Annotated in this window: 12 protein-coding genes; 4 read left to right on the top strand and 8 right to left on the bottom strand. The window is 73.6% G+C overall.

The annotated features are described in order from the left end of the window. Window positions 1-101: 101 nt before the first annotated feature. Complete coding sequence (locus tag AC07AL_RS21545; protein WP_363585339.1) at window positions 102-527, bottom strand: hypothetical protein; 426 nt, start codon at window positions 525-527, stop codon at window positions 102-104. 247 nt (window positions 528-774) lie between these two features. Then, window positions 775-1656, bottom strand: coding sequence for a 16S rRNA (cytidine(1402)-2'-O)-methyltransferase (rsmI, locus tag AC07AL_RS21540; RefSeq protein WP_400809503.1), 882 nt, complete (start codon window positions 1654-1656; stop codon window positions 775-777). 106 nt (window positions 1657-1762) lie between these two features. Between rsmI and AC07AL_RS21535 the strand changes: the two genes are divergently transcribed. Together AC07AL_RS21535 and AC07AL_RS21530 are read left to right on the top strand one after the other, a co-directional pair. Continuing rightward, on the top strand, window positions 1763-3658 hold the full coding sequence (locus AC07AL_RS21535; protein ID WP_400809506.1) for a dolichyl-phosphate-mannose--protein mannosyltransferase: 1896 nt from the start codon (window positions 1763-1765) through the stop codon (window positions 3656-3658). 174 nt (window positions 3659-3832) lie between these two features. Then, window positions 3833-5599 carry a penicillin-binding transpeptidase domain-containing protein gene (locus AC07AL_RS21530; RefSeq protein ID WP_363585342.1) on the top strand — a complete coding sequence of 589 codons (1767 nt, stop codon included), beginning with the start codon at window positions 3833-3835 and terminating at the stop codon, window positions 5597-5599. Window positions 5600-5624: 25 nt separating this feature from the next. Here the strand turns inward: AC07AL_RS21530 and AC07AL_RS21525 are convergent, their stop codons facing one another. The 6 genes from AC07AL_RS21525 to AC07AL_RS21500 all read right to left on the bottom strand — a co-directional run bounded on the left by AC07AL_RS21525 (window position 5625) and on the right by AC07AL_RS21500 (window position 13496). Beyond that, window positions 5625-7034 (bottom strand): glycosyltransferase 87 family protein, encoded by a 1410-nt coding sequence (locus AC07AL_RS21525; protein ID WP_478317950.1) that lies wholly within the window; start codon window positions 7032-7034, stop codon window positions 5625-5627. 124 nt (window positions 7035-7158) lie between these two features. Further along, window positions 7159-8727, bottom strand: a complete 1569-nt coding sequence (locus tag AC07AL_RS21520; protein WP_400988697.1) for an amino acid permease — start codon at window positions 8725-8727, stop codon at window positions 7159-7161. 160 nt (window positions 8728-8887) lie between these two features. Next, window positions 8888-10408 (bottom strand): penicillin-binding transpeptidase domain-containing protein, encoded by a 1521-nt coding sequence (locus AC07AL_RS21515; protein WP_363585345.1) that lies wholly within the window; start codon window positions 10406-10408, stop codon window positions 8888-8890. Continuing rightward, window positions 10408-11784, bottom strand: a complete 1377-nt coding sequence (locus tag AC07AL_RS21510) for an FtsW/RodA/SpoVE family cell cycle protein (RefSeq protein ID WP_363585346.1) — start codon at window positions 11782-11784, stop codon at window positions 10408-10410. Before AC07AL_RS21510 ends, AC07AL_RS21515 begins: the two co-directional genes overlap by 1 nt. 186 nt (window positions 11785-11970) lie before the next feature. Next, window positions 11971-12654: an ABC transporter gene (locus AC07AL_RS21505; protein ID WP_363585347.1), complete on the bottom strand. Its 684-nt coding sequence runs from the start codon at window positions 12652-12654 to the stop codon at window positions 11971-11973. Next, a complete protein-coding gene (locus AC07AL_RS21500) occupies window positions 12651-13496 on the bottom strand; it encodes an ATP-binding cassette domain-containing protein (RefSeq protein ID WP_363585348.1) in 846 nt (281 codons plus the stop codon). The genes AC07AL_RS21505 and AC07AL_RS21500 overlap by 4 nt, the downstream gene beginning before the upstream one ends. A gap of 186 nt (window positions 13497-13682) precedes the next feature. Between AC07AL_RS21500 and AC07AL_RS21495 the strand changes: the two genes are divergently transcribed. Both AC07AL_RS21495 and AC07AL_RS21490 read left to right on the top strand, forming a co-directional pair. Further along, complete coding sequence (locus AC07AL_RS21495; RefSeq protein WP_371517392.1) at window positions 13683-15002, top strand: VWA domain-containing protein; 1320 nt, start codon at window positions 13683-13685, stop codon at window positions 15000-15002. A 2-nt stretch (window positions 15003-15004) separates the two neighbouring features. Further along, window positions 15005-15892, top strand: coding sequence for a peptidase (locus AC07AL_RS21490; protein WP_363585349.1), 888 nt, complete (start codon window positions 15005-15007; stop codon window positions 15890-15892). Window positions 15893-16126: the final 234 nt, after the last annotated feature.

The following is a 16126-nucleotide window of genomic DNA, read 5'->3' as shown; positions in this document are numbered from 1 at the left end:
CCGCTGCCCTCGACGGATTGCCGCCCGGCCGGCGACGGCGGGGGCCGCCCGCCGCGCTGCTCGCGGCGGGCGGCCCCCGGGTGCGCTCCCGGTGCCGGCGGTCAGCCCAGCAGCCGCGACCAGAACCGGGCCCATCGTCCGCGCGGCTTCGCGGGGTCGGTCACCGGGGCCGCCCCGGCAGGCTCGGCGTGCGCCGGGTAGCCGGGGGCGTGGTGCCAGGACTGGTCGGCGGTGGCGACCCGGCCCTCGCGCATGATCCGGACGGTGTGTCCGCCACACCCCGGGCAGGTCGGCTTGAGCAGCGGGGACGGTACCCGGACACCGTTGGCGTGGTATTCGAACACGACGTGCCCGTCCTTGCCGGCGTGGTGCTCGATGTCGTACGCCTGCTCCCAGCCGTACCCGCATCGCAGGCAGGCGAAGGAGTAGGCCTCCCGCACGGTCTCGACGGGAGTGTGCGGCCGTCCGGCCAGGCCGGGGGCGCTCAGCGCGTTGCCACCGAGGGGGCTACCGATCATCTCGCTCATAGCCGTCTCCCAGCGCCCGCCGGGCGCTCGCCCGGCTGGGTCTTTCCATTCCAGGAAATGCCCTGACGGCCTCGGCCGATGCCCTGCTTGTGAAGAGTTGGACGCGGGTTGGGAACTCCTATACGAAAGGCCTGGATCGTTCCGGAAACCGCGACCGAACTTTCAGCTCCGTGGGCGTTTACCGGGGCCTTCCCTCAAAGGTACGACTCCCCCGGGGTCACGCAACCCCCCGGAATTCACCCCTCTTTCACGGCCCCGTCCCCGCCCCCTTCGAGGCCTCGCTCTTCGCCTCGTTCTTGGCCGCCACCACCGCGTCGAACACCTCCCGCTTCGGCAGCGCGAGCTCCGCCGCGACGGCCGCGATGGCCTCCTTGCGGCGCTCCCCGGCCTCCTCCCGGACGGCCACCAGCCGGGCCAGTTCGGCGGGGGTGAGCTCCTGCGGCGCCGCCGGCGGGGCGCCCGCGACGACGACGGTGATCTCGCCCCTGACGCCTTCGGCGGCCCAGGCCGCCAGGTCGCCGAGGGGTCCGCGTTTCACCTCCTCGTACGTCTTGGTGAGCTCGCGGCAGACGGCGGCGGGCCGATCGGCGCCGAACGCCTCGGCCATCGCGGCGAGCGCCTCGGCGATCCGGTGCGGCGCCTCGAAGAAGACCATGGTGCGCGGCTCGGCCGCGATCGAGGCGAGCTGCCGGGCCCGGTCGCCGGTCTTGCGCGGCAGGAAGCCCTCGAAGGTGAAGCGGTCGACGGGCAGGCCGGACAGCGCGAGCGCGGTGAGCACGGCGGACGGCCCGGGCACCGCGGTGACCTTGACGTCGGCCTCGACGGCGGCGGCGACCAGCCGGTAGCCGGGGTCGGAGACGGACGGCATGCCGGCGTCGGTGACCAGCAGCACCCGGGCGCCGCCGAGCAGTGCCTCGACCAGTTCGGGGGTGCGGCCGACCTCGTTGCCCTCGAAGTAGGAGACCACCCGCCCGGCCGGGGTCACCCCGAGCGCCTGGGTGAGCCGGCGCAGCCGCCGGGTGTCCTCGGCCGCGATCACGTCCGCCGTGGCCAGTTCGGTGAGCAGCCGGGGCGGGGCGTCCGAGACGTCGCCGATGGGGGTGCCTGCGAGAACGAGTACTCCTGTCACGGGCCCCATCCTTGCAGCTACCGCGGCCCGGGGGCTTTTGGTGACGATTCGGGCAGCTTCCGAGGGAGCGGTCACACGTGCGAGAAGCGCCCCTACGATGTGGCGGATGAACGGCGACACGGCGGCGCGCACGCCCACTGGTACAGACCACACCGCGCAGGATGGCGGCGACGTGGCCGGCCTGCCGTCCTCCGCCGTCCCGGCTCCGCGGCCCGCCGACCAGGCCGGGAGCCCCGCGCGGCCCGACCAACCCGACCAGTTCGACCGCCCGGACCAGCCCGACCAACCCGGCCGACCCGACCAGCCCGGCAGCGCCGCGCGCAGCTGGCGCGAGCGGCTGGCCGGGTTCGGCTACGCCGGCCGCCCGGTGGCCCCGCTGGCCGAGCGCCTGGTCCCGCCGATGCCGGACGGCCCCGGGGTGACCCCGGCGGTGGTGCCTCCGTCGCCGCTGCTGCTGCGGCTGGGCGTGTCCGTGCCGCCGGCCGTGTGGTCGTGGCTGTGCCGCTGGTCCGGCTGGCTGGGCCCGATCGCGGTGGCGGTGTTCGCCGGGATCCTGCGCTTCACCAACCTCGGCCAGCCGCACGCGATCATCTTCGACGAGACGTACTACGCCAAGGACGCCTACGCGCTCTGGCACGGCGGCTACGAGATCAACTGGCCGGACGGCGCCAACGAGCAGATCATGACGCCCGGCGCGGCCGTCCCGTACCGCTCGGCGGCCTCCTACGTGGTCCATCCGCCGGTGGGCAAGTGGATCATCGGCGCCGGCGAGATGCTGTTCGGCATGAACCCCTTCGGCTGGCGGTTCGCGGTGGCCCTGCTCGGCACGCTGTCGGTGCTGATGGTGGCCAGGATCGCCCGCCGGCTGTTCCGCTCGACCCTGCTGGGCTGCGTGGCCGGCCTGCTGCTCTCGGTGGACGGCCTGCACCTGGTGCTCAGCCGCGCCGCGCTGCTGGACCTGGTGGTGATGTTCTGGATCCTCGCCGCCTTCGGTTTCCTGCTGCTGGACCGCGACCGCACCCGGGCCCGGCTGGCCGACCGGCTCGGCGGGGTGCCGGACGCGGTGCTGGCGCAGCGGGCGAACCTGGGCTGGCGCCCGTACCGGATCGCGGCCGGCGTCTGCGTCGGCCTGACCTGCGCCACCAAGTGGAGCGGCCTGTACGTGGCGGCGGCCTTCGGCGTGATGACGGTGCTGTGGGACGTCGGCGCCCGCCGCCTGGCCGGGGCCCCGCGCCCGTACCTGGCGACGCTCGCCCGGGACGTGGTGCCGGCCTTCGTGTCGGTCGTGGTGGTGTCGCTGGTCGTCTACGTCACGTCCTGGTGGGGCTGGTTCGCCAGCAGCAACGTGCCGGGCAAGGGCGGCTGGGGCCGGGACTGGGCGGTGGGCCGCTCGACCGACTACCCGTGGATACCCGAGGGGCTGCGCGCCCTGTGGCACTACCACTCGACGGTCTACGACTTCCACACCCACCTGAGCGACCCGCACACCTACCAGTCGAACCCGTGGTCCTGGCTGGTGCTGGGCCGGCCGGTCTCGTTCTTCTACGAGTCCCCCAAGCAGGGCCAGAGCGGCTGCACGGCCGCCGAGTGCGCCCGCGAGGTGCTGGGCATCGGCACCCCGCTGCTGTGGTGGGCGGCCGTGGTGGCGCTGGTGTACTGCCTGTGGCGCTGGGTGGCGCGGCGGGACTGGCGGGCGGGCGCGGTGCTGTGCGGCCTGGCCGCCGGCTACCTGCCGTGGTTCGCCTACCAGCAGCGGACGATCTTCCTCTTCTACGCGGTGGTGTTCGTCCCGTTCCTGGTGCTCGCGGTGACCATGCTGGTCGGTGCGCTGATCGGGCCTCCGGGGGCCTCCCGGGACCGCCGGATCATCGGTTCGGCGGCGGCCGGGCTGCTGGTGCTGCTGATCGTGTGGAACTTCCTCTTCTTCTTCCCGCTGTTCACCGGGCAGACGATTCCGATGGACGACTGGCGCCAGCGGATGTGGTTCAACAGCTGGATCTGATCGACACCGCTGTTCCCCGAATCGTCCGTATGCGGTGCACGACACGTACCAGATCCGTCACAACTCGCGGGCATTTCGTCGGCGCACCGATCGGCGCTGCCTAGGGTGGGGGGAACAACGTGTCCGGCCCCGGTCGGTCGCGCCCGTCCGGCAGACCCTTGGGGGAACAGCACCATGCGCAGAGGCGCGAAGATCGGCATCATCACCGGCGTCTCCGTCGCCGTGCTCGCGGGCGGTGGCTACGGGGCGTACAGCCTGATGGGCGGCTCGGACTCCGGATCGTCCTCGGCGAAGAAGCCCCGCACGGTGGTCGCCGAGCCGCCCTCGGCCGAGCAGGCGACCAACGGTGCGAAGGACTTCCTGGCGGCCTGGGCGGCCGGCGACCTGGACAAGGCCGCCGCGCTGACGGACGACCCGGCCGCGGCCACCACCGCGCTGACGGCGTTCCGCGACCAGGTCAAGCCGAGCGCGCTGACCCTGGCCCCGGCCGGCCCGGCCACCCCGCAGGCCTTCGCGTCGGCCACCGGCACCCCCGCGCCGGCCAAGCCCTCCGCCGGAGCCTCGGCCACGTCGTCGGCGGGCGCGACCCCCGGTGCCACCGACTCGCCGTCGGCCTCCGCCTCGGCCGGCCCCGCCGGTGTGCTGATGGGCTTCAAGGCGCGCGCCGAGTTCGCCGGCACCAACCGGGTCTGGGACTACAACGGCTTCCTGAACGTCGTGAAGATGAGCGACAACACCCCGGCCGTGCACTGGGCGCCGACGGTGATCCACCCGCACCTGTCCGGCAACGAGACGATCGCCACCCAGCAGGTCTTCGCCCCGCCGTCCACCGTGGTGGACCGCAACGGCAAGCCGCTGCAGGGCGCCTCGCTCACCCCGGCGCTGCTGTCCACCCTCCAGGACAACGCCCACAAGCTGCTGCCGCCGGACCCGAACAAGGACCAGGACGCGGGCAGCGCGGTGGTGATCAGCGACCCGGCCGGAAAGGGGGCCTCGGACAAGCTGTTCACCATCGTCGAGCCCAAGCCCGGCAAGCCGTTCAAGGTGACCATCGACAACACCATCCAGGCGGCGGCCGAGAAGGCGATGACGGACCTGGGCGGCAAGTCCGGGTCGATCGCCGCGATCGAGCCGAGCACCGGCCAGGTGCTGGCCTTCGCCAACGCGCCGGCCAGCGGTCAGAACCGGGCCTTCACCGGCCTGCTCGCGCCCGGCTCGACGATGAAGATCGTCACCTCGACGGCGCTGCTGGAGGCCGGGGTCAACCCGGACACCGTGGTGGCCTGCCCGGAGAAGAGCAGCAACCCGGTCGCGATCCCGAACGACTTCCCGGGCGCCTTCCCCAACAACACGCTCCAGCAGGACTTCATGGTGTCCTGCAACACGGCCTTCATCAACCAGGGCCTGACCAGCCTCAAGCCCGAGACGCTGTCCAGCACGGCCAAGGACGTGTTCGGCATCGGCCTGGAGTGGAAGACCGGTCTGCCGAACACCGACGGCAAGGTGCCGCCGACGCCGGGCAGCAAGGACGAGCAGGCCATGAACTACATCGGCCAGGGCAAGGTCCAGATGAACCCGCTGGCCATCGCCTCGATCACCGCGACCGTCCAGAGCGGCGCGTTCAAGCAGCCGATCCTGGTCGCCGGCCTGCCGCAGCAGGCGGCGGCCCGCCAGATCGCGCCGGACGTCGCGGGCAAGCTGCGCGCGATGATGAACGCCACCGCCACCGGCGGCACGGCCAAGGACGTGATGGCCGGGATCACCGACAACGCGGGTGCCAAGACCGGCTCCGCCGAGGTCGCCGGCGCGACCACCACCAACAGCTGGTTCACCGCCTTCCGCGGCAACATCGCGGTCGCCGCCGAGGTGCAGGGCGGCGGCCACGGCGTGGACGCGGCCGGCCCGGCCGTCGCCTCGCTGCTCAAGGCCGCGGGCCGCTAGAACAACCCGTCCGGACGGAGCCCGCTCAGCCCCGTGGCAGGGCGGGCTCCGGTCTGCCCGGCAGCCGGTGCGGCGGGATCGGGCGCCGGCTGCTCCAGCGCCGGGCCGCCAGCCGCGGCCAGATCACCAGGACCACCGGCAGGGCGAGGTAGCCGAACCGCCCGGCCGGGGCGAGCATGAACGCGATCGCCAGCCCGGCGGCCAGCAGGTCGGCGGCCGCGATCGCGGACACCGGCGGCCGGGCGAGCAGCCAGATGGCCACCCCGATCCCGCCCATGGTCATCAGCGCCAGCGAGACGGAGTGCCCGGTCGGCCCGAAGCCGGCCAGCACCTTGCCGGGCAGCGGGCTGCCGGCCGGCGTGCGGATGGCGGTGAGCCCGAGCGGGAAGCGCACCACCTGCTCGCGCAGCGCGTCCGCCCGGGTCAGCACGGAGGGCAGGAGCACGGCCAGGCCGGTGCCGAGCGCGATCAGCGTGGTCCGGGCGGCGGGCCGGCGGCCGTACAGCCGCCACAGCAGCAGGGCCGCGACCGGCAGCGCCGGCCAGGCCGTCCACTTGAGGGTGCAGGCGAGGGCGAGCACCAGGCCGGCGCCGACGGTGCGGTCCCGCTCGGCGAGCGCCATGGCGAGGCAGCAGAGGCCGATCAGCGGCAGGTCCACCCCGCCGACGACGAGGGCCAGCGAGATCAGCGGCGAGGCGGTGAGCACGGCGAGCGGCAGCAGCGGCGCGCGCTCGCGGGTGGGCCGCAGCAGCCGCCAGCTGGCCAGCAGGCAGACCACGAAGGCCAGCGCGAACCAGATCCGGGCGTCCCCGGCGACCTGGGCGAGGTCGGAGCCGTCGCCCAGCAGTTGGCGCGGCATCCCGAACAGGGTCATGGCCGGCAGGTACGGGTTGTAGTCGGTGACCACCACCGGGTGCGGCAGGTACGGGCTGCCGGTGGTGAGCAGCAGGTGCGCCGAGCGTTCGACCACCATCACCTCGGACTGGTGGCGGCCCTGCACGGCGAGCAGGGCGAGCGGCGCGAGGACGGCCCCGGCGAGCGCGACCACGGCGGCGGCGCGGGCCGCGTAGCGGCGCGGCAGGGTGAGGCAGAGCAGCCCGGCCAGGACGTAGGCGGGGGCCGCGATGAAACCCCACATCCGCTGGTTGGGCAGGTCGGAGACGAGCGGGAAGGCGGCCGCCCAGCCGGCCGCGATCAGGCAGCCGAGCAGTTGGACGGTGCGCATCGAGGCGAGTCGGGCGGGATTCAGCCGATCGGGCGTGGGCGGGAACGTGCTCTCGCCACGCTGGCGGGGGAACGGCCGACTGGAGAAGCCGAGGGGCGGTCGTCCTGGTCCGGACGGCGCTCCGGCGGGGGTCGGCGGGGCCGGCGTTCTGCTGCGGCCGGTGAAGCGGCCGCGCGGGCGGGAGAAGCCGGGCGTGCGGGTGCTCACCATGGTGGAAGGTTATGGGTGGTGGCCGGGCCCTGTCGCCATGGCGTGGGGCACGTAGCGGGAGGTGGCATGAGGGGGGCCGCCGGGTGTCGTGATCGGCGGCCCCCCATGTCCGGATTCGTCCGGCTCAGCTGTTGCGGTGGCCGGTGGAGCTGTCCGCCGTGGCGGCCTGCGCCTGCTGTTCCAGCTTGGAGTGCTTGATGCTGTAGCCGAAGTAGACGACCACGGCGACGGCGAGGGCGATCGCGCCGGCCCGGAAGGTGTCGGCGTGCAGGCCGGTGATCAGGTAGGCGCAGAAGGCGACGCTGAGCAGCGGGACGACCGGGTAGCCGGGGACCTTGAAGCCGCGCGGCAGGTCGGGCTGGGTGCGGCGCAGGATGATCACGCCGATCGAGACGACCGAGAAGGCGATGAGCGTCCCGAGGCTGGTGATGTCGGCCAGTTCCTTCAGCGGGACGAAGGCGGCCAGCGCGCCGACGCCGAGGCCCACCACGAGGGTGTTCCAGACCGGGGTGCCGGTGCGCGGGGAGAGTTCGGCGAAGCGCTTGGGCAGCATGCCGTCGCGGCCCATGGAGTACAGGATGCGGGTCTGGCCGTAGATCACCACGAGGGTGATGCTGAAGATCGAGAGGATCGCGCCGATCGCGAAGACGATCGAGGGCCAGGTCTGGCCGGTGATGTCCTGGAGGATCTGGGCGAGGCCGGCCTCCTGGCCCTGGAACTTCTGCCACGGCTGGGCGCCGATGCCGGCGAGGGCGACCAGGATGTAGAGCAGGGTCACCACGACCAGCGAGATGATGATCGCCAGCGGCAGGGTGCGGCGCGGGTTCTTGACCTCCTCACCGGCGGTGGACACGGCGTCCAGGCCGATGAAGGAGAAGAAGATGCTGGAGGCGGCGACCTGCACGCCGCCGATGCCGAGCGGCATGAACGGGGTCAGGTTGCCGGAGTGGAAGCCGGTGAGCGCGACGCCGACGAACAGCAGCAGGATCAGGATCTTGATCCCGACCATGGCCGCGTTGACCTTCACCGACTCGCTGACGCCGCGGATGAGCAGCACGCAGACCATCGCGACCAGCAGCAGCGCCGGCAGGTTGAACCAGTGGGTGTCGTTCGGCGCGCCGGACAACTGCTCCGGGATGGTGAAGCCGAAGGTCAGGTCGAAGAACTTGTTCAGGTACTCGGCCCAGCTCACCGCGATCGCGGAGGCGGAGACGCCGTACTCCATCAGCAGGCAGATGCCGACGCCGAACGCGACGCCCTCGCCGAGGGTGGCGTAGGCGTAGGAGTACGAGGATCCGGAGACCGGGATCGCGGAGGCCATCTCGGCGTAGCAGAGCGCGGTGAGTCCGGCGGTGACCGCGGCGAGCACGAAGGACAGGATGACGGCCGGGCCGGCCGAGGGCACCGCGCTGCTGAGCACGAAGAAGATGCCGGTGCCGATGGTGGCGCCGATGCCGATCGAGGACAGCTGCCAGAGGCCGATCGTGCGACGCAGGTGGATGCCGGAGCGTCCGCCCTCCTCGGGCGCACCGGCCGGGAGGCCGTCCCGGCCCTCGCTCTCGGCGATGAGGGACGAGACGGGCTTGCGTCGCAGCAGACGCGCACCGAGAGAGTTGCTGGTCACAGCTGCGGTCCTTCTGGGCGGGGGAGGGTGTCCTGGCGGCCGGTCACTCGACGCGTCATGGGGTGTCATCGGGGACCAACCGAACAAAGATGGGACAGTACCCCGCGAAAGCACCAGTGTCGCAAACGAACAGTCCGGATCGGCGCATTGTACGAATTGGCGCATGAGTCTATACAAACCGGACACTTCGCAGACGGCGGATTCGCCGTCCAGCAGCTAAGGCAGCAGTTCAGCGGCCCAGCACCGCCCGCATCACCGAGCGGGCGATCGGCGCGGCCAGCCCGCCGCCGGTGACGTCCGTGGCGTCACTGTCCGCGATCACCACGGCCACCGCCACCGGCGGCACCGCGTCCGAGCCGGCGGGCTTGGCCCAGGAGATGAACCAGGCGTACGGCGTCCCGCTGTTGTCCACCCCGTGCTGCGCGGTGCCGGTCTTGCCGCCGACCACCGCGCCGCCGATCCGGGCGTTGCCGCCGGTGCCGTTCTCCACCACGTCGGTCATCAGCTTCTGCACCTGCCCGGCCACCGCCGGGGTCATCGCCCGCCGGTACACGGCGGGTTTCATCAGCTGCACCGCGGTGCCGTCGCCCTTCGTCAGTCTGTCCACGAGCTGTGGACGCATCACCGTCCCGTCGTTGGCGATCCCGGCCGCGACCATCGCCATCACCAGCGGGGTCGCCGCGGTGTCGAACTGCCCGATCGAGGAGAGCGCCACCTGCGACTGGTTCATCGTGGTGTCGAAGTTGGACCGGGCCGGGCGCACCGGCATGTCCAGCCTGGCGTCGTTGAAGCCGAAGTTCTCGGCCATCGCCACCATCGGGTCCAGCCCGGTCCGCACCCCGAGGTAGCCCAGCACGCTGTTGCAGCTGTAGACCATCGCGGTGTCCAGCGACTGGCCGGGCCGGTCGCACGCCGAGGTGTCGTTGACCAGCGGCGTGGTCGTCCCGGGCAGCACGTACGGGTACGGCGCGTCGGTCGGCGCGTCGGGGTCGGTGACCACCCCGGCCGCGAGCGCGGCCGCCGCCGTGACCACCTTGAAGGTCGAGCCCGGCGGGTAGGTCTGGCGCAGCGCCCGGTTGAGCATCGGCTGGTCGGTGTCGGCCTGCAGCCGGTTCCAGGCGGCCTGGTCGGCCGCGGCGGAGCCGGCGAAGCTGCCCGGGTCGTAGGACGGCGTGCTGGCCAGGGCGAGGATCCGGCCGGTGGCCGGCTCGATCGCGGCCACCGCGCCCTTCTGGCTGCCGAGCCCGCGCACCGCGGCCTCCTGGGCGGCCCGGTTCAGGGTGGTGTAGACGTCCCCGCCGGGGTTCTGCCTGCGGGCGACGGCGTCCCAGACCGCCCAGCCGGCCAGTCTGCTGTCCGTCCCGGACAGCAGGTCGTCCTCGATCCCCTCCAGCTGGGTGTTGCCGTACGCCTGCGAGGCGAAGCCGGTGACGGCCGCGTACGTCGGACCGTCGGTGTAGGTGCGCTTGTAGTCGTACCGGCCGCCGGTGGGTTCGGAGCCGGTCACGGTGTCCGCGCCGACCCGGATGTCGCCGCGCGGCTGCGAGTACCGCTCGATGGTGAGCCGCTGGTTGGCGGCGTTGTGGTTGAGGTCCTTGGCCTGGAACACCTGCACCCGGGTGGCCTGGACGCACAGCGCCGCGACCAGCAGCAGGCAGAAGACGCCCGCGCGGCGCCCGGTGACGGAGATGCCCGGCAGGCCCTGCGGCCCGTTGCCCCGGGCGCGCGGACGGGAGCGGGTGCGCACCATCAGTCCTCCTCCGACACGGGCGCGGACACGGACACGGGCAGGACCGGGGCCGGGGCCGGGGCCGGCCGACGCGCGATGTCGCTCATCCGCACCAGCAACGCCACGATGATCCAGTTGGTGACCACCGAGGAGCCGCCCTGCGCGACGAACGGCAGCGTCATCCCGGTCAGCGGGATGAGGTCGAGCACCCCGCCGGCCACCACGAACACCTGGAGGCCGACGATCGCGGCCAGGCCGATCGCCAGCAGCCGCCCGAACGGGTCGCGCAGCGCGATGCCCGTCCGGAACCCCCGGGAGATCAGCAGCGCGTACAGCAGGAACACCGCGACGAGCCCGGTCAGGCCGAGTTCCTCGCCGATGGTGGCGAGGATGAAGTCCGACTTGGCGGCGAAGCCGATCAGCACCGAGTGCCCGTCGCCGAGCCCGGTGCCCAGTTCCCCGCCCCAGGCGAAGGCGAACAGCGACTGGGCGATCTGGTTGGCGCCCTTGCCCGCCGCGATCGAGCCCAGCGGGTCCAGCCAGTCCGTCACCCGGCTGTGCACGTGCGGCGAGAGCCAGCCCACCGTGACCGCCCCGACCGCCGCCAGGACCAGCCCGATCACGATCCACCCGGTGCGCGCGGTGGCCACGTACAGCATCACCACGAACAGGCCGAAGAACAGCAGCGAGGTGCCGAGGTCCGTCTCCAGCACCAGGACGCCGACGAACGCCGCCCAGATCAGCAGCACCGGCCCGAGCACCCGGCCGCGAGGCAGCTGCCAGCGCCAGACCCGGCGGCCGGTGAGCGCCAGCGCGTCCCGGTGCACCGCCAGGTAGGCGGCGAAGAAGACGGCCAGCAGGATCTTGGCGAACTCCCCCGGCTGGAAGGACAGCGGCCCGAGGACGATCCAGATCCGCGAGCCGTACACCGGCGGGAAGAAGATCGGCAGCACCAGCAGGACCAGCGCCACCAGCGCCCCGAGGTAGGCGTACCGCTGCAGCCGCCGGTGGTCGCGCACCAGCAGCACGACCGCGATGAACAGCGCCACCCCCAGGCTCGACCAGAGCAGCTGGGTGGAGGCCGCGCCGACGCCCGAGGTGGCGCGGTCGAGCCGGTAGATCACCACCAGGCCGATCCCGTTGAGCAGCACCGCGATCGGCAGCAGCAGCGGGTCCGCGTACCGGGCCCGCCGGCGGACCACGGCGTGCGCCAGCAGGGCGAGCACGCCGAGCGCGGCGCCGTACTCGGCCGCGTCGGCCGGCACCCTGCCGTCCAGGTTGACGCCGACCTCGACGTAGCCGAACACGGCGATCAGCACGGCGGCCAGGACCAGCAGCAGCTCGGTGGTGCGCCTGGTCGGCACCGGCCGGCTCGGCCGGGCTGCGGTTCTCGTCACGGCGGGGGGTGTCGCCACGGACCGTCCTGGGGGTCGCGGGGAGCCGGAGCGCTGTTCCGGGGGATGCCAATCGGAATGGACCGGCGGCACGAAGCCGGTTCACCCAGGTTCGTCACCCTAACGAGCACTATCCATATTTATCGGCTTTTTGCTGCGGTGTGTCCGCCCTTGGCATGAATCCTCCGCTCACTCGGGCCGCCGTCCGGCCAGCGCCGCCGCCCCGGCCGCCGCCGCGGCCAGCAGGACGGCGGCCGGCGGCAGTTCCGCCCACGGCACGGCGACCCGACCGGTGCGGGCCGCCGAGACCAGACCGCGGACCGCCGCGTTGGCCGGCGAGAGCGGCGCCACCAGCGCCAGCGCGGCCAACGCCAGCGCCACCGCGATGCCGTACTGCGGCCGCGCCAGCACCGGCCGGTTCGCCAGCGCCCCGGCCACCACCCCCAGCAGCACGCACACCACCGCGGCCGACGCCCCGGCCGCCAGCGCCGGTCCGACCGGCGGCTGCCGCTCCACCCCCGGGTTGGCCACCGTCCCGCTCAGCCACCACAGCGCCGCCACCTCGGCCGCCGCCAGCACCAGCCCGGCCGTCAGCGCCGCCAGCAGCGCGCCCAGGTGCACCCGCGGCGGCCCCGCCGCCGCGACCAGGCAGGCCCGCGAGGCCGACGGCTCCGCCCCGAGCGCGCTGCGCACGTACCAGGCGCTCACCGGCAGCAGCACGGCCGCGCCGTAGCCGAGGTCGCCCAGCAGCGGGTTGCCCGCCGACACGCCCACCACCAGCAGCAGCGCGTACGCCAGGAACGGCGGCAGCCAGGCGTGCGAGCGCACCAGCAGTTCCAGGTGGTACCGGGTCAGCGCCCCGAGCTGCCTCACCGCCGCCCCTCCCGCTGCCGCACCGCCAGCACCCGGACGGCCGGTCGGCCGAGCAGCAGCCGGCGCAGCAGCGCTTCCGTGTGCGCGGCCGGCACGGTCAGCCGCACGGCCGTGCCGGCCAGCGGGGTGAGCCGCGGCGCCCCGGGCAGCCGGGGCGGCAGCGGGGTGCCGTCCGGGACGTCCACCTCGACCTCCGTCTCCGGGCCGCCGTCCGGCACGGGCCCCGCCTCCTCGGCGGGCCGCAGACCGCCGTCCGCGCCGACCTGGTAGGCGGCGCTGGTCAGCCCGGCCAGCCGGGCCGGGTCGTGGTCGACGAACAGCACCGCCCCGCCGTCCGCCGCCCGCTCCGCGGCCGCCTCGTCCAGCACCGCCCTGGCGTCGGGGTCGAGCCCGGTCCAGGCCTCGTCCAGCAGCAGGACCGGGGCCTGCGCGAGCAGCGCCTGCGCGACCGCGACCTTCTGGCAGGTGCCCTTCGACAGCCGGCTCAGCGGGGTGCCCGCCCGGTCCGCGATGCCGAAGCGGTCCAGCCAGTCCCCCGCCCGCCGCCGCGCCCGCTCCGCCGACAGCCCGTGCACCCGGCCCACCCGCAGCAGGTACGAGGCGGCGTCGAACGGCAGCGCGGGCGGGAAGCGTTCGGGCACGTACGCGGCACCACCCGCGCGGGCCACCCGCCCGGCGGTCGGCCGCTCGATCCCGGCCGCCAGCCGGAGCAGCGTCGACTTGCCGCTCCCGTTCGCCCCGGCGATCCGCACCAACTCCCCCGGCCCGACGGCGAGATCGACCCCGCGCAGGACCCATCGCCCGCGCCGCCCGTACCGTTTTCCGACCCCCGTCAGCTCCACCGCGCCCCCATTCCCGCCCGGACTCGCACGAAACCCGCACGGAAGGCTATCCAGCCCGGGTAGGGCGGACGTAAGTCCGCGCAGCCCCGACCGCCTTTCCACGCGCCGGAGTTCACGCCGTGGCGGGGTGGCGCACGATCCGCTCTCGTTTGGCCATCGCGAACTGATGATCCCTAGGATCACCGGGTGACTACCGGACGACGACCAAAGACCAGGCTCGGCAGCCTGCTGGGCGCCCTGGCGATAACGGGCGCCTCGCTGCTCATCGGCCTGCCCGCCCACGCCGACGAACCATCAGCCGGAGCCGCCGCGCCCAAGGAGGCCCCCAGGGTCGACCTCGTCCTGGACGTCAGCGGCTCCATGAACGAGCGGGACATCCAGGGCAAGAGCCGGATCTCGGTGGCCCAGCAGTCCCTGAACGACGTGATCGACGCGCTGCCCGCGGAGACCGAGTTCGGCATCCGCACCCTGGGCGCGAACTACCCCGGCAACGACAAGACCCAGGGCTGCCAGGACACCAAGCAGCTGTACCCGGTCGGCAAGACCAACAAGGTCGAGGCCAAGACGGCCGTCGCCACCCTGCGGCCCACCGGCTGGACCCCGATCGGCCTGGCCCTGCGCGGCGCGGCCCAGGACCTCGGCAAGGGCGAGACCACCCGCCGGGTGGTGCTGATCACCGACGGCGAGGACACCTGCACCCCGCCGGACCCCTGCGACGTCGCCCGTGAACTCGCCTCCCAGGGCATCCACCTGGTCGTCGACACCCTCGGCCTGGCCCACGACGACAAGACCCGCCAGCAGCTGCTCTGCATCGCCAACGCGACCGGCGGCACCTACACCGACGTCCGCACCCAGGAGCAGCTCACCGACAAGGTGAAGCAGCTGGTCGACCGCTCCAACGACACCTACGCGGTGACCCCGGTGAAGACCTCCGGCGCCGACAAGTGCGAGAGCGCCCCGGTGCTCGCCCCGGGCGTGTACAGCGACCGCGAGAAGTTCTCCGAGCACCGCGTCTACAAGGTCCCGGTCAAGTCCGGCCAGGAGCTGCGCGCCTCGGTCAGCGTCGGTCTGGACCGCGCGGTGGCCCGGGACTACGGCGTCCTGCTGCAGGCCACCAGCGCGACCGGCCAGGAGCTGGTCCGCGGCACCGACGCCGGCAGCAGCCGCACCGACGTGATCTCCACCGGCCTGCGCTGGTCCACCAGCGACTCCAAGGGCTACATCACCACCGGCCCGACCTCCTCGTCGAGCGCCAAGCCGGAGACCACCGTCTGCCTGGTCGTCAGCAACTCGCTGGCCCCGCAGGCCGGCGTCCAGGCCGACCCCGGCCTGCCGCTGGAGCTGACCGTCGACCTGGCCACCGCCTCGTCCGCCCCCGAGGGCGCGGCGATGGGCCTGGGCCGCGGCTGGATCCTGCTGCTCACCCTCACCCTCGCCGGACTGCTGTTCGGCCTGGTGTTCGGCTGGATCGCCCGCTGGCGGATCTCTGTCTGGCGGGAGAACTGACCATGCGACCGACCACGCGCACGACCCTTCGCGGCGCCCTCGCCGCCCTCGCCCTGCTGCCCGCCCTCGCGCTGGCCGCCCCGACCGCCTCCGCCGCCTCCCCCTCGCCCTCGGCGAGCGCGAGCGGCGCCCCGGCCCCGGCCACCAAGGCCGGCACCTCCTTCCTGACCGCGACCAACCTCTCCCCCGGCCAGGACGCCAACGTCGCCGCCTCCACCGGTGACTACCTGTACTGGGCGTTCGGCGCCTCCGAGGGCCAGACCCCGACGATCGGCCTGACCGTCAACCTGGCCCCCGCGACCGACCGGCACGGCCCGCAGACCTGGTCCGCCGAGGTCTTCGACGGGCTCCGCCGCCGCCAGTCCTGCACCGCCGGCACCCAGAACGCCACCGGCGACCAGAACACCGGCACGCTCACGCTGAGCTGCACCCTGCGCGAGATCCGCTCCTGGGCCGAGCCGTGGTCCGGCGACCCGCTGCCCGGCACCTACTACGTGCGGCTCTCGGTCAGCGACGTCCCGCAGACCGACCTGGGCCTGGCCACCTCCGTCCAACTGCACGTCAGCGCGAAGGGCAACGCGGACAACGCCCAGCCGGAGGGCGGCGAGCTCAAGGCCCCGCTGGTCCCGCCGGCCGGCGGCGGCGCCAGCACCGCCAAGGCGGCCGCCCCGGTGGGGGCCGAGGAGCACTGGTACACCGGCTGGTTCTCCGGCTGGAACAGCCGCTGGTACTGGACCATCGGCGGCGGCGCCCTGGCCGCCCTGGCGGGCGTCCTGGGCTACAACCTGACCCGGCACCCACGCGGCTACCGCCCGCCCCGCTACGGCGCCGTCCCGCCGCAGTCCGGCGCCCCCCAGCCCGGCCCCTACGCCGGTTCCCAGCGCCCCTGACCCACCCCGCCCAACCCTGAGGGCCGGCCGGACTCCCCCGGCCGGCCCTCGGCCGTTCCCGCTCCGGTTCCCGCTCCCGCCCCCGTGCGCGACCGACCGGCGACCGGGACCGTCCGAGGGCCTCGGGGGGGGGCCGGGGGGGGGGGGGGGGGGGGGGGGGGGCGGGGGGGGGGGGTGGGGGGGGACGCGCAAGGGGGGCGGAGGGGAATGGCAGCTCGGCCAAAAAAAAGTTTT

The sequence above is a fragment of the Kitasatospora sp. NPDC043949 genome (genome assembly GCF_056435365.1).
The sequence above is the reverse complement of the archived record's forward strand: the minus strand, read 5'-3'. Positions and strand labels throughout refer to the sequence as shown.

What these genes read in the sequence shown, in the direction of transcription:
- AC07AL_RS21520 (WP_400988697.1), bottom strand. Translation starts at nt 8,727, where the DNA reads ATGACACCCCATGACGCGTCGAGTGACCGGCCGCCAGGACACCCTCCC.
- AC07AL_RS21530 (WP_363585342.1), top strand. Translation starts at nt 3,833, where the DNA reads ATGCGCAGAGGCGCGAAGATCGGCATCATCACCGGCGTCTCCGTCGCC.
- AC07AL_RS21535 (WP_400809506.1), top strand. Translation starts at nt 1,763, where the DNA reads ATGAACGGCGACACGGCGGCGCGCACGCCCACTGGTACAGACCACACC.
- AC07AL_RS21525 (WP_478317950.1), bottom strand. Translation starts at nt 7,034, where the DNA reads ATGGTGAGCACCCGCACGCCCGGCTTCTCCCGCCCGCGCGGCCGCTTC.
- AC07AL_RS21490 (WP_363585349.1), top strand. Translation starts at nt 15,005, where the DNA reads ATGCGACCGACCACGCGCACGACCCTTCGCGGCGCCCTCGCCGCCCTC.
- AC07AL_RS21515 (WP_363585345.1), bottom strand. Translation starts at nt 10,408, where the DNA reads ATGGTGCGCACCCGCTCCCGTCCGCGCGCCCGGGGCAACGGGCCGCAG.
- AC07AL_RS21545 (WP_363585339.1), bottom strand. Translation starts at nt 527, where the DNA reads ATGAGCGAGATGATCGGTAGCCCCCTCGGTGGCAACGCGCTGAGCGCC.